Annotated in this window: 12 protein-coding genes; 9 read left to right on the top strand and 3 right to left on the bottom strand. The window is 74.5% G+C overall.

The features are described from left to right. Positions 1 to 222: 222 nt before the first annotated feature. From QA634_RS32585 to sorB, 3 genes are all read left to right on the top strand, one after another. Positions 223 to 1,161: an NAD(P)-dependent oxidoreductase gene (locus QA634_RS32585; protein WP_012336089.1), complete on the top strand. Its 939-nt coding sequence runs from the start codon at positions 223 to 225 to the stop codon at positions 1,159 to 1,161. Positions 1,162 to 1,334: 173 nt separating this feature from the next. Beyond that, positions 1,335 to 2,540 (top strand): SorA family sulfite dehydrogenase catalytic subunit, encoded by a 1,206-nt coding sequence (sorA, locus tag QA634_RS32580; RefSeq protein WP_012336088.1) that lies wholly within the window; start codon positions 1,335 to 1,337, stop codon positions 2,538 to 2,540. Between the two features lie 15 nt (positions 2,541 to 2,555). Next, positions 2,556 to 2,873, top strand: a complete 318-nt coding sequence (gene sorB, locus QA634_RS32575) for a SorB family sulfite dehydrogenase c-type cytochrome subunit (protein ID WP_012336087.1) — start codon at positions 2,556 to 2,558, stop codon at positions 2,871 to 2,873. Between the two features lie 53 nt (positions 2,874 to 2,926). On the opposite strand, the gene QA634_RS32570 is transcribed toward sorB, so the two are convergent. Beyond that, positions 2,927 to 3,169 carry a hypothetical protein gene (locus tag QA634_RS32570; protein WP_012336086.1) on the bottom strand — a complete coding sequence of 81 codons (243 nt, stop codon included), beginning with the start codon at positions 3,167 to 3,169 and terminating at the stop codon, positions 2,927 to 2,929. Positions 3,170 to 3,303: 134 nt separating this feature from the next. Here QA634_RS32570 and QA634_RS32565 point away from each other — a divergent pair, with 134 nt between their 5' ends. The 3 genes from QA634_RS32565 to QA634_RS32555 all read left to right on the top strand — a co-directional run bounded on the left by QA634_RS32565 (position 3,304) and on the right by QA634_RS32555 (position 6,261). Continuing rightward, positions 3,304 to 4,371: a YeiH family protein gene (locus QA634_RS32565; protein ID WP_415926894.1), complete on the top strand. Its 1,068-nt coding sequence runs from the start codon at positions 3,304 to 3,306 to the stop codon at positions 4,369 to 4,371. A 744-nt stretch (positions 4,372 to 5,115) separates the two neighbouring features. Then, a complete protein-coding gene (locus QA634_RS32560) occupies positions 5,116 to 5,835 on the top strand; it encodes a NepR family anti-sigma factor (RefSeq protein ID WP_012336084.1) in 720 nt (239 codons plus the stop codon). Positions 5,836 to 6,033: 198 nt separating this feature from the next. Next, the gene (locus QA634_RS32555; protein ID WP_012336083.1) at positions 6,034 to 6,261 is read left to right on the top strand and encodes a hypothetical protein; all 228 of its coding nucleotides are present in this window, start codon (positions 6,034 to 6,036) and stop codon (positions 6,259 to 6,261) included. A 61-nt stretch (positions 6,262 to 6,322) separates the two neighbouring features. Here QA634_RS32555 and QA634_RS32550 read toward each other — a convergent pair whose 3' ends face one another. Then, entirely contained in the window at positions 6,323 to 6,682 is a 360-nt protein-coding gene (locus QA634_RS32550) for a hypothetical protein (RefSeq protein WP_012336082.1), read from the bottom strand. A gap of 746 nt (positions 6,683 to 7,428) precedes the next feature. Between QA634_RS32550 and QA634_RS32545 the strand changes: the two genes are divergently transcribed. The 3 genes from QA634_RS32545 to QA634_RS32535 all read left to right on the top strand — a co-directional run bounded on the left by QA634_RS32545 (position 7,429) and on the right by QA634_RS32535 (position 12,980). Continuing rightward, a complete protein-coding gene (locus tag QA634_RS32545) occupies positions 7,429 to 7,674 on the top strand; it encodes a hypothetical protein (RefSeq protein ID WP_236728836.1) in 246 nt (81 codons plus the stop codon). Between the two features lie 329 nt (positions 7,675 to 8,003). After that, positions 8,004 to 10,496, top strand: a complete 2,493-nt coding sequence (locus QA634_RS32540) for a PAS domain-containing protein (protein ID WP_012336080.1) — start codon at positions 8,004 to 8,006, stop codon at positions 10,494 to 10,496. Between the two features lie 273 nt (positions 10,497 to 10,769). Then, the gene (locus tag QA634_RS32535; protein WP_012336079.1) at positions 10,770 to 12,980 is read left to right on the top strand and encodes an ATP-binding protein; all 2,211 of its coding nucleotides are present in this window, start codon (positions 10,770 to 10,772) and stop codon (positions 12,978 to 12,980) included. A 175-nt stretch (positions 12,981 to 13,155) separates the two neighbouring features. On the opposite strand, the gene QA634_RS32530 is transcribed toward QA634_RS32535, so the two are convergent. Continuing rightward, a complete protein-coding gene (locus QA634_RS32530) occupies positions 13,156 to 13,317 on the bottom strand; it encodes a DUF3309 family protein (protein WP_012336078.1) in 162 nt (53 codons plus the stop codon). Positions 13,318 to 13,381 lie beyond the last annotated feature (64 nt).

Below are 13,381 nucleotides of genomic sequence, written 5' to 3'. Positions count from 1 at the left end.
TTCCCTAACACGTGCCGGCCGCGCGGGGTCGACCCGATCGGGCGACGGCGTTCGGGCACGACCCCCTCCCCGGCCGCGCGACCGGGCGGGCGACGGCGGGCGGCTTCGAGGGCGCGCGAGGGACGCGACGCCTTTATGCCCGGCCCGGATCGCGATAGGCAGGGCGGCCCCGCCCCTCCCGCATGCGCGCCCCGGACGGGCGCGCCTCGAAGCCGCAGGACAATGAAGGTCGTCATCAGCGAATTCATGGACGAGGCGGCGATCGCCGCGGAACTGTCCGGCCTCGACACCCTGTACGATCCGGGCCTCGTGGACCGGCCGGAGGCGCTGAGGGCGGCGCTCGCCGACGCGGATGCGGTGATCGTGCGCAACCGGACCGAGCTGCGCGGCGACCTGCTGGCGGCGGCCCCGAAGCTGAGGGCGGTCGGGCGGCTCGGGGTCGGGCTCGACAATATCGACCTCGACGCCTGCCGGGCGCGCGGGATCGCGGTCTATCCGGCGACGGGGGCCAATGACGGGGCGGTGGCCGAGTACGTGATCGCGGCCGCGCTGCTGCTGCTGCGCGGCGCCTACGGGGCGAGCGCGGCCGTCGCCGCCGGGGCATGGCCCCGCGCCGCGCTCATGGGGCGCGAGATCGCGGGCAAGCGGCTCGGCCTCGTCGGATTCGGCGCCATCGCCCGCGAGACCGCCCGCCGCGCCGCCGCCCTCGGCATGGCGCTCGCCGCCTTCGACCCGCACCTCGCGGCGCAGGACCCGGCCTGGAACCCCGCCTCCGGACCCGTCGCGCGCCTCTCCCTGGACGACCTCCTGGCGCAGAGCGACGTGCTGTCGCTGCACGTGCCGCTGACGCCCGAGACGCGCGGCATGATCGGCGCGGCCGAGATCGCCCGCATGCGGCCGGGGTCGGTCCTCATCAACGCGGCCCGCGGCGGCGTCGTGGACGGGGCGGCGCTGGCGGCGGCCCTGCGCGCGGGGCGGCTCGGCGGCGCGGCCCTCGACGTCTTCGCGGCGGAGCCCGTCGATGCCGCGGCCGGCGCCCTGTTCCGCGACGTGCCGAACCTGATCCTGACCCCCCACATCGCGGGCGTGACGGTCGAGTCGAATATCCGGGTCTCCGCCGTCACGGCGCGCGCCGTCCGCCGGCACCTGACGGGCGGGTGAGCCGCCGGCGCGCCTCGGCGCGGGCCGGCCGGTCGCGCCCGAGCGCCCGATCGGGGGGCGCATCTTCCAAGAAACCTCCGAATCGCAGAACCGTGCTCTCCTGAACGCCGCGACGGCAGTGTATTTCTCCCACGCTCCGCAGAGGGCGAGGCACCGACAACGGAGGAGACGCCATGGTTGACCGCGACCGACGGGCCTTTCTGCAGCGCGGCGTCCTCGCCGGCGCGGCGCTCGCGAGCGCCCCCTGGCGCGCCGCGGCCGAGGAGATCGCGACGCTGCCCTTCGGCAACGGCGAGCGCCCCCTCGTCGCCTATCCGGGCAAGCGCCCGCTCCTGCAGATGACGAGCCGCCCGCCGCAGCTGGAGACCCCGTTCCGGGTCTTCGACGAGGGCGTGATCACCCCGAACGACGCGTTCTTCGTGCGCTACCACCTCGCCGACATACCGGTCGCCATCGACCCCGAGCGCTACCGCCTGGAGGTGAAGGGCCATGTCGAGACGCCGCTCGCCCTGTCGCTCGCCGAGATCCGGGCGCTGCCGGCCAGCGAGATCGTCGCGGTCAACCAGTGCTCGGGGAATTCGCGGGGCTTCTTCGCGCCGCGGGTCGCGGGCGGGCAGCTCGCCAACGGCGCCATGGGCAATGCCCGCTGGACCGGCGTTCCGCTGCGGACCGTCCTCGACAAGGCGGGCCTGCGGCGCGGGGCCGTGCAGGTCGCCTTCGACGGGCTCGACGGGCCGGTGATCCCGGAGACGCCCGACTTCGTGAAGGCGCTCACCCTCGACCACGCCCGGGACGGCGAGGTGATGCTGGCCTACGCCATGAACGGCGAGGACCTGCCCTGGCTCAACGGCTACCCGCTGCGCCTCGTCGTGCCGGGCTATTACGGCACCTACTGGGTCAAGCACCTGAGCGCGATCACGGTCCTGGACAAGCCCTTCGAGGGGTTCTGGATGACCTCCGCCTACCGGATCCCGGCCAATTCCTGCGCCTGCACGGAGCCGGGCGAGGCCCCGAAGGCGACGGTGCCGATCGGCCGCTTCACCGTCCGCTCGTTCGTCACCAACCTCGCCGACGGGGCGACCCTGCCGGCGGGCGAGACGCCGCTGCGCGGCATCGCCTTCGACGGCGGCGAGGGCATCGCCGAGGTGGCGGTCTCCACCGATGACGGGCGGACCTGGACCCGCGCCGAACTCGGCGAGGATCTCGGCCGCTACTCCTTCCGCCCCTGGACCTTGCGGGTCGACCTCACCCCGGGGGCGCACGCCGTGCGGGTGCGCGCCACCAACCGGGCCGGGCAGTCGCAACCCCTCGACCCGCTGTGGAATCCGGCCGGCTACCTGCGCAACGTCGTCGAGACGGTCCGCGTGCGCGCCGCCTGAGGGAGAGGCCCAACGATGCCCACGATACCGCGCTCCGCGCTCCTCGCCCTCGCCGCCCTCACGATCGCCCTCGGGGCGGCCCGGGCGGCGCCCCGAACCTACGCGCTGCCCGAGGGCGCCGCCGCGCTGCGCCCCGGGCCCGAGCCCGGCTTCTCGGCCGCGCAGGCGAACTGCCTCACCTGCCACTCGCCCGATTACCTCGCCATGCAGCCGCCCGGGAAGGGTCGCGCCTTCTGGGACGCGGAGGTGACCAAGATGATCAAGGTCTACCGCGCCCCGATCGACGAGGCCGACGCCAAGGCGATCGCCGCCTACCTCGCCGCGGTGTACTGATCGTCGTGATGCGATGCGACCGCTCAGCCGGCCGGGCCCGCGGCCCGGTCCGCTCAGGGAGCCGAGACCAGATCCGCGAGATGCGCCCGCGCCGACGCGGCGGTCCGCGCCTCGGGCGCCGGAGCGACGCAGATGCGGGCCGCCACCAGCGCCAGGGCGAGCGTCCAGAACAGGGCGGCCGCGGCCGTGCGGGCCCGCCGGTCCCCCGCCGGGGGAGCGGGCTCCCGCCCGCTCTCCAGCGGCTCGCCGTAGGCATCGAAGGTGACGGCGCGCGCGGCCGGGTTCCTGCTCGTCATGGGCGGCACTGTCGCGCCCGGGCGCCCTCCGGGCAATGGACGCGTCTTCCAAAGTCGCGGCGCCGCGGAGGAGGATCGTCCCCTTCTCCCCGGTTTTGCAGAATATCGATCCTCCAGGCCCTGCGCAGCCGCCGATGACGACGAAACTCTCCTCCATGGTGCGCGCGGCGCGGAGCGATCGGCCCGCCTCCGCGCTTCCCGGGATCGCGCTCTGCCTCGCGGTCGCGGCGGCGGCGGTGGCGGCGCAGGGATGGGAGGAGGCCAGCCTCGGCCACCCCTACATCGAGGCCCTCGTCGTCGCGATCCTGATCGGGATCGCGCTGCGCACCGCCTGGACGCCGGGCCCGCGCTTCCGCCCCGGCATCGCCTTCAGCGCCAAGCAGCTCCTGGAGGTCGCCGTCACCCTGCTCGGCGCCTCGATCAGCCTGCAGGCGGTCGTCGCCTCGGGACCGGCCCTGCTCGCCGGCATCGTCGGGACCGTGGTGCTGGCCCTGTCGGCGGGCTACGGGATCTGCCGGCTGCTCGGCCTCCCCGCCCGCATGGCGATCCTGGTCGCCTGCGGCAACGCGATCTGCGGCAACTCGGCCATCGCCGCGGTGGCGCCGGTGATCGGCGCCAAGGCCGAGGACGTGGCCGCCTCGATCGCCTTCACGGCGGTGCTGGGCGTGCTGGTGGTGCTGGGGCTGCCGCTCCTCATCCCGCTCGCGGGCCTGTCCGAGCACCAGTACGGCGTGCTCGCGGGGCTGACCGTCTACGCGGTGCCGCAGGTGCTCGCCGCGACCGTGCCGGTGGGGCTGCTCAGCACCCAGGTCGGCACGCTGGTGAAGCTGGTGCGGGTGCTGATGCTCGGGCCGGTCGTGGTCCTGTTCTCGCTCGTCGCCGCCCGCCTGCCCGCCGAGGGCGCGACGGCGCCGCGGCGCGCCGGCGGCCCCGGCCTCACCAAGCTCGTGCCCTGGTTCATCCTGGGCTTCCTGGCGCTGGCGGGCCTGCGCTCGCTCGGCCTGATCCCCGAAGCGGCCTCGCGCCCGGTGACCCGCCTCGCGGGCTATCTCACGGTGGTGGCGATGGCCGCGCTCGGGCTCGGCGTCGACCTGCGGGTGCTGGCCCGCGTGGGCGGCCGCGTGACGCTCGCGGTCACCGCCTCGCTCGCGATCCTGCTGGCGATCAGCCTCATCCTGATCCGGACGCTGCGGGTCGCGTGATCCGGGATCCGCTTGATCGAAGCGGATCCCGGATCACAAGCCTGCGCGGCGCCTGAGCGAAGCCCAAATCCGCCATCGCGAAGGGATCAAGCGGATTTGGTATGAGTTGCACACCGGCTTCGCCGTCCCTCACGGATGAAACCTGTGGCATGCTGGAGCGGTCGTCGGCGGAGAGATCGGTTCGTCTTTGGTGTGCCCGACCCCGTGTATGAGTGGCACCGGGGCCGCGCGACCCGCCCGGCGCCCGCGCCACGCCGCCTCCCGAGAACCCGTAACGACTCCGGTCACGAGAAGGCGCCAGATGAGGGGGGCGTGGGCCGCGGCGGGGCGCCCGGAAGGGAGGATCTCCGCGGCCGCGGCGAACACAGGCCGGCTCGCCGCCGGCGGGGTATTTTCCCGATATTGCATGCAGGACGCCCGAACGACTTCGCGGAGGCCCGGCCGGCACGCCCTCCCGCGCCACGCTTCACAGCTGATGCTGCCTGACCGGATGCCGGGCGCCCCGCGGGCGCCGCTGCCCTTTAAGTAAACTATCAGCACTGTCCAGCATATTTCCGCGGCGTCGGCAGATGCACCGCAAACCAGCGATGGCGAATGACTGCTTAGAGGATGCAGAAACACATTCTCAACGTTGCGCCCTTCGCCTCCGCGCGTCACGATACAGTGCGCCTTGCGGGACCCTGCGAGGGGCGCGGCCGGATCCGCAACCCGGAGACCTGGATCGGCCGGCGAGCAAGAGGCATCATGGCACCTGACGAGACGATCCCGGCAGCCGCGGATCCCGGATTGGCCGGGGACGTTCCGGCCGACACGCGCCCGCGGCTGCCCCGGTTCGTGCACGCGGCGCTGGGCACGCAGCTGCGGGCCGCCTACGCGGCGGTCATGGGCGGGCCGCAGCCTCAGGCTCTGCTCGACCTGATCGCGCGCCTGGACGCCGCCCAGGCCGCGCGACCCGCATCGACGTTCCGCGAGGATCTGCTCGGGGCCGTTCCGGCGCTGCGCGCCTACGCCCTGTCGCTGACCATCCTGCGCGCCGAGGCCGATGACCTCGTGCAGGAGACGCTGCTGCGGGCCTGGCAGAACCAGGACCGCTTCGCGCCCGGCACCAACCTGAAGGCGTGGCTGTTCACGATCCTGCGCAACCAGTTCTACACTGCGGCGCGCAAGCGCCGGCGCGACGTGGAGGACGCGGACGGCGAGCAGGCCGCCCGCATGGTCGCGCTGCCCGACCAGGAGGACGGCATCGCGCTGCAGGACGTGTGGATGCGGCTGAGCCAGCTGCCGGCGCCGCAGCGGGAGGCCCTGCTGCTGGTGGCCGCGCAGGGCCTGACCTACGAGGCGGTGGCGGAGCTGATGGGCTGCCGGGTCGGCACGGCGAAGAGCCGCGTCAACCGCGCCCGGGCGGCGCTGGCGCAGGCCCTCGGCTACGAGGGCGGCCGGTCGGGCCGGATGCTCACGTCGTGATCGGCACCCCCGCCCCGGCGGGATGCGCGCCGGAGCGGAATGCCCCCGGCATGGGGAACGCTCGCGCGTCGCCGTCGTTACGGGGCACGCTCATCCGGCCGAGCAGCGTGCCGACGCTTCCGGGAGGCCGGACCCGCTCGGGACCCTGCCCCACCCCGCGCGCGGCTGCATCGGCCAACCCCGGTCCGGGAATCCCGCATGACGGCCGAGCAGATCCGCCTGATGACCTTCCTCGACCTCGTCGGCGGCTGGGTGACGCTGTTCGAACTGTCCGGAACCCGGGCGCTGGCGCGGGACGACGACCTGTTCGTTCCGAGCCTCGTGGCGCAGGGCTGGGCCGATCACGACCGCGACGGGGCCGCCGTGCGCATCTCCGCGACCGGCCGCGCGGTTCTGGAGAACCGGCTCGATCTGGGCGGCTCGTGAGGTCGCGCCGGCGGCCGATCCCGCGCCGGCCGGCGGCCCTGGCGCGCGGGCGTCCGGTCCCTCAACCCCGCCCTCCGGCGCGCGGGTCGGTTCCGTCCGTCGTCCCGGCCGGCGCGGAGGTCCAGGGGAAGGAGGCCCAGGTGGACAGGCCGAAGACCGGGACGGGCCAGTTCCGGAACCGCGAGTTCCCCTCGTGCGCGCGGTCCGGTTCCGGCGCGGCGCGATGCCGGACCGGCTCCGCGGCCGCGGCCTCGGCCTCCACGATCGCCTCCGCGATCCGGGCCACGAGGTCGTGGCAGGCATCCGCGATGGCCTCCGCCTCGTCGCGGCGGATCGCCTGCGCGAGCCGCGCGCCGCATTCGTTAACGATCCGGCGCGCGGCGCGCACCGCGTCGGCGTGAGTCTCGTGCGGTCGCGTCATCGGCAGACCTCCTGGATGGGCCGCGAAGCGGCACGGCGCCGGGCCCCGCCCGCCCGCGGGGCCGGGGTGGATCTCGGGCCGACCACGTAGGCGCTCCGGACCGCCTTCCAGAACGCGTCCCTCTCGGAACCGGTCAGTCGTTCCAACCGGCGGTCCAGATCCGCCCGCCCCCGGACCGCGTATTCTGTTTGCTGCGTCGCCGAGAGCGCATCTGCCGCACCAGTCATCCCGCACTCCCGTACTGGGGAAGGTGCGCCTCGCACCTGGGTGATCGCCCATCTCCGGACAGGGTCGTCGGGTCCGGCTGGGGCTTAGGAATCTCCGAGAGGGCGAAACCGTTCCATGTGCGGCTCCATGCGCGGCTCCATGCGCGGCCCGGGGCGCGGCTCCCGCCGCCTCGCCGGGGCCGGGCGGTCCGCGCAGCGCGGGGCGCCGGCCCCGACGCGCGGGATGCCGCGGGCCCTCTCAAGGCCGCCGAGGCGCGTCGTCCGGGGCCAGACATTCACGGCCTCACCACGCTCTGCGTCACACATAAACGCATGATGAACGGCGTGGCGGCCCACCTCGTCAGCCTATTTTCTGGATGGAACTGTTCTCCAGGGCACCCGTTCTGAGGGCTAGGCCCTGTCGGGCGGCGACCAAGCCACCCGGCAGACGTGCAGTCATCGATGTGCGACTTGTCCGGCCGCGAAATCGGCCTGCCCTCTTGGTGCGTGGACTGTCGCATCGAAAATGGAGGCATGATCATGAAGACGCTTGCTCTGACCCTCACCGCGGCGGCCGCGCTCACCGGCGCCGTCTCGTCCGCCCAGGCCTACGAGTGGGGCGACGGCTACGGCCCGGGCTACGGCCATCGCCGCGTGGTGATCCGCGAAGGCTACCGCCCCACCCGCTTCTACCACCGTCGCTTCGACGACCGCCCCGACGTGCGGGTCATCGAGCGCCGGTCCCACGGCTTCCGGTCGCACCACCACTGGGACTACGACGACTGAGCGGATCCGCGACACCGTCGCGAGGGCGCCGCCGGGCGGGCGCCTCCGGGCGCCCCGCCCGGCGCGGTCACGGCCCTGCCTGATCCCGCCCGCCCCGGACCGGCTCCGGGGCGACGCCGACCGCCCCCCGGACGGGGATTCGGCGCGGGTCGCGCGGAGAGCCGGAGGCGCGCACTGGCGGCAGCGCCCCGCTTCCGGCACAAGGGGCCGATGGCCAGACGCGCGGCGCCCCCCGTTCCCACGAGACTTGAACCGGCCGGGTCGCCGGCGCTCCCGCCGCGGGGCGGATGGCGCGCCGGCCTGCCGGGTCGACCGGCCCCGGGCCGACGATGAGCGGCGCCGACGGCGGTGGGGGCGGCCCCCGCGCGGCGGGCGGGAGCGGCGCCTCCGCCGCCCTGCTGCGCGAGGCCGAGGCCCGGCTGCGGCGGGCCCAGGAAGCCGGCGGGGTGGGCGTCTTCTCGGTCGACATCGACGCCGACACCCTCCACGCCACCCCGGAATTCTGCCGCCTCTACGGGATGCCGGTGAGGGAATCCTTCCCGGCCAGGGCCTTCGAGGCCCTGGTGGTGCCCGAGGATTCCGCCCTCATCTCGACGGCCGAGACCCGGCGCCGGGGCGAGCCTCCCCGCGACGTCGAGTACCGGATCCGCCGGCCCGACACCGGCGAGCTCCGCTGGATCGCCCGCAAGGGCGAGCTCGAGCGCGACGGGACCGGCCGCCCGGTCCGCTTCCACGGGGCGGCGCGGGACGTCACCGAGCAGCGCATGGCCCGCGACGCGCTCGCGCGCAGCGAGGAGCGCTACCGCGCGCTGTTCCAGGCGATCGACGACGGCTTCTGCATCATCGAGTTCCGCGACGGGCCGCACGGCCCCCTGAGCGACTACGTCCACGTGGAGGCCAATGCCGGCTACGCGCGCCACACGGGCATCACGGACGTGGTCGGCAAGACCCTGCGCGACATCGCGCCGGACGAGGCGGAGGGGTGGCTCGCCATCTACGGACGCGTGCTGCGCACCGGCGAGCCGGTGCGCTTCGAGCGCCGCTTCGTGGCGGCGGACCGCCACATCGAGGTCTCCGCCAGCCGCGTCGAGCCGGCGAGCCGGCGCCAGGTCTCGGTGCTGTTCCGGGACGTCACGGCGCGCAAGCGGGTCGAGGACGCCCTGCGCGCCAGCGAGGCCCTGGCGCGGGAGAACATCGCGCGCGTGCAGCTCGCGCTCGCGGCCGGCGCGATCATCGGCACGTGGTTCTGGGACCTGCCGAGCGACCGCTTCAGCGTGGACGAGGGCTTCGCCCGCGCCTTCGGGCTCGACCCCGCCCTCGGCCGCGAGGGACTGCGCCTCGCGCAGGTGGTGGAGACCGTGCACCCGGACGACCGGCCCGGCCTCGCCGAGGCCATCCGGGAGGCGATCGCGCGGGGCGGAGCCCACGCGCACCAGTACCGCACGCGCCGCGCCGACGGGACCTATTCCTGGCTGGAGGCGAACGGGCGCGTCGAGCTCGGGCCCGACGGCACGCCGCTGAGCTTCCCCGGGGTGCTGATCGACGTCGAGGGGCGGCGCGCCGTCGAGGCGGAGCGCGACCGCGTCACCGCGATGCTGCGCAGCCTCAACGAGACGCTGGAGCAGCGCGTCGCCGAGCGGACCGCCGAGCTGATGCGGGCCGAGGAGGCGCTGCGGCAATCGCAGAAGATGGAGGCCGTCGGGCAGCTCACCGGAGGGCTGGCCCACGACTTCAACAACATGCTGGCGGGCGTGGTCGGCTCCCTGGACCTGATGCAGACCCGCCTGCTCCAGGGCCGGGTCGGGGACCTGGAGCGCTACATCGGCGCGGCGCAGGGGGCGGCCAAGCGCGCCGCGGCGCTCACCCACCGGCTCCTGGCCTTCTCGCGCCGCCAGACCCTCGACCCGAAGCCGACCGACGTGAACCGGCTCGTCGAGGGCATGGTCGAGCTCGTGCGCCGCACGGTCGGACCCGCGGTCTCGGTCGATGTCGTCGGGGCCGCCGGCCTGTGGCCGACGCTGGTCGACCCGGGCCAGCTCGAGAACGCGCTGCTCAACCTGTGCATCAACGCCCGCGACGCGATGCCGGAGGGCGGGCGCATCGTGGTCGAGACCGCCAATCGCTGGCTCGATCACCGGGCCGCGCGCGAGCGCGACATGGAGCCGGGGCAGTACGTGTCGCTCTGCGTCTCCGACAACGGCACCGGCATGACGCCGGAGGTGGCCGCCCGCGCCTTCGACCCCTTCTTCACCACCAAGCCGACCGGCGAGGGAACCGGCCTCGGCCTGTCGATGGTCTACGGCTTCGCCAAGCAATCGGACGGGCAGGTGCGGATCGACTCCGAACTCGGCCAGGGCACCACGGTCTGCCTCTACCTGCCGCGCCACCTCGGCGAGGCCGAGGCCCCGGAGCGCGTTCCCGACCTCACCGAGGCCGCGCGCGCGAAGTCCGGCGAGACCGTGCTGGTGGTCGACGACGAGCCCTCGGTGCGCATGCTGGTGACGGAGGTGCTGGAGGATCTCGGCTACGCCGCCATCGAGGCGGCGGACGGCGCCTCGGGGCTGAGGCTCCTGCGGTCGAGCGCGCGGATCGACCTCGTGGTGACGGATGTGGGCCTGCCGGGCGGCATGAACGGCCGGCAGATGGCCGAGGCCGCCCGGGTGACGCGCCCCGACCTCAAGGTGCTGTTCGTCACCGGCTACGCCGAGAACGCCGCCCTCAACCACGGCCACCTCGCTCCCGGCATGGCGGTGCTCACGAAACCCTTCGCGCTCGACGCGCTCGCCATCCGGATCCGCACCATGATCGAGGGCCCTGCCTGAGCCTCCAGCGCCCGAGCGGGCCCCCGACCCGGCCTTCCGGCGCGGGGTCGGGAAGGCGGGCGGCGCCGGTCCGGGGGGCGACGCCGCGGGGATACTGAACGGCGCCCCGGCTGGTGCGTTCAGTCCCGACCGGGCGAGGGCGGACCGGCGGCCGTGACCGGCGCGGCGGGCCAGGGCTCGCCGGCACGCGCGGCATGCGGGAGACGATGCGGGTCCACGACGACGCAGACAGCTGGCCGAGGACGGGACCGGGGTCGGACCGCCGGGTGCCGAATGGCTGAGCGCGAGAGGCCGGCCCTCCCGCCGATCCCGCCGTCCGGGCCGGCGCGGGTGCTCCGGCGGGCGCGCTGGATCGCGCGGACGAGCGGCCTCGTCGCGATCGCCGCCGCACTGACGGCCTGCGCAGGCTGGTGGTTCGACGTCCCGGCCCTGCGGCGCATCCTGCCCGGGCAGCCGCCGATGGTCGTGCTCACCGCCCTCGGGATCCTGCTGCTCGGCGCGTCGCTGCTGCTCGCGACCGATGCCGGCGCCTCAGGGACCGCCCGCCGCGCGGGCCGCGCCCTGGCGGCGGCCGCGGTGGCGGTCGGCGCCGGGGGCCTGCTGCGCTACGTCTCGTCGGGGCAGGTCCGCCTCGACGATTGGGCGCAGCGCCTGCTCTTCGGCCCGCTCGGGCCCGGGAGCGGCATGGCCCTGGCGACGGCCGTGAGCCTGCTGGGGACCGCGACGGGGCTCCTCCTCCAGGAGGCCCGCCACCGGCGGCTGCGGTCCCTGGGGACGCTCGCGACCCTGTGCGGGCTCGTCGTGGCGGCCGTGGGCGGGCTCGGCTACGCCTACGGCCTCGGCGCGTTCCACCAGGACGGCCCGTTCTCGCGGATGGCGCTGGTGACCGCCGCCGCTCTGTCCATCCTCTCCCTCGGCGCGCTCTTCAGCCGGCCCGACAGGCCCTGGGTCGCCACGATCCTGGGCGCGGGCGAGGCGGGCGCCCTGACCCGGCACCTGCTCCCGGCCGTGGTGCTCGCGCCCCTGGTGCTCGGATGGCTGCAGCTCCACGCGCTCCGCGCGGGCCTGATCGAGGCGGAGACCGGAACAGCCCTGCTGGTGATCGTTCTGACCCTCTGGCTGGCGGCGCTCGCCGTCCGGGTGGCGCGCAACGTCGACCGGCGCGCCGCCGCGGAGCGGCAGCTTCGCGCGGCGCTGCAGGGCATGAACGACGCCCTGGAGCGGCGGGTGGAGGAGCGCAGCCGGGACCTCGCCCAGGCCCAGGACGCGCTGGTGCAATCGCAGAAGATGGAGGCGATCGGCCAGCTCACGGGCGGCGTGGCGCACGATTTCAACAACCTGCTCACCATCATCCGGTCCTCGACGGACTTCCTGCGCCGGCCGGACCTGCCGGAGGAGCGGCGGCGGCGCTACCTGGACGCGGTCTCCGACACGGTCGACCGGGCCGCCAGGCTGACGGCGCAGCTCCTCGCCTTCGCCCGGCGCCAAGCCCTCAAGCCCGAGGTGTTCGATGCCGGCGCGCGGATCCGGGGCATCGCGCAGATGCTCGACGCGCTGACGGGCGCGCGCATCAGGATCGTGACGCGGGTTCCCGAGAGCCCCTGCCGGGTGCGCGCCGATGCCAGCCAGTTCGAGACGGCCCTGGTGAACCTCGTCGTCAACGCGCGCGACGCGATGGGGGGCGAGGGCACCCTGACCATCGACCTCGTCTGCGGACGGCCGCTGCCGGCCATCCGCGCCCATGCGGGCTCGCCGACGCCCTTCGTGGCGGTGGCGGTCTCGGATTCCGGCTCGGGGATCGCGAGGGAGCAGCTCGGGCGGATCTTCGAGCCCTTCTTCACCACGAAGGAGGTCGGCCGCGGCACCGGGCTGGGCCTGTCCCAGGTGATCGGATTCGCCAAGCAGTCCGGGGGCGACGTGGACGTGGCCAGCGTCCTGGGACGCGGCAGCACCTTCACCCTGTACCTGCCGATGGCCGAGGCCGGATCGGCCGAGGAGGAGCCCCAACCCAAGCCCGAGGGGCCGGCCTGGGAGCACGGCGACCAGTGCATCCTGGTGGTCGAGGACAATGTCGAGATCGGCCGCTTCTGCACGCAGATCCTGCACGACCTCGGCTACGGCACGGTGCTGACCCAGACGGCCGAGGCCGCCCTGGCGGAGATCGAGGCGGTGCCCTTCCGCTTCGACGCGGTGTTCTCCGACGTGGTGATGCCCGGAATGGGCGGCATCGCCTTCGCCGAGCGCCTGCGGGAGATCCATCCGGAGATGCCGGTGGTGCTGACCTCGGGCTACAGCCACGTGCTCGCGACGGACGCGGCGCACGGCTTCGCGTTCCTGCGCAAACCCTATTCGGCCGAGCAGGTCGGGGAGATCCTGCGCGCGGCCACGGCGCGCAAGCCGAAGGTCCGTCCGGCCCCCGCGGACGCGCCGCCCCTGCCCGCGCCCGGTGCCGGCGGGCGCGCCGCGCCGGCGCCGCCCCCGTGATCCGGTCGGCGCGACCCGTTCGGAGACCGGGTCACCCGCCCGCGGCGCTCCCCGCGCCCGGCCGGCCCGAAGCCCCGGGCGGAGGTGCGGCGGCGGGCCGCCGCCTCGGCGGTTCAGGGTCCCGGTGGGCCGCAGGTCTGGCCGCCGAACCGGCGACCCCTTCGGCGCATGACGCTCAGATCCGGCCCAGCAGCACCAGGATCAGGACGATCACCAGGATCAGGCCGACCACCCCGCCGGGAGCGTAGCCCCAGCCCCGATTGTAGGGCAGTCCGAGCGGAAGAGCACCAACCAGAGCCAAGATCAGGATGATGAGGAGGATGGTGCCAAGACTCATGAGAGTTCTCCCGCCCGATGATGAGGCGGACCAGCAACCTTGCGGGGTCGATTCGGTTCCGGGC

The organism is Methylobacterium sp. CB376 (assembly GCF_029714205.1).
Lineage (GTDB): Bacteria > Pseudomonadota > Alphaproteobacteria > Rhizobiales > Beijerinckiaceae > Methylobacterium.
This window is presented reverse-complemented; position numbering and strand designations above follow the sequence as displayed.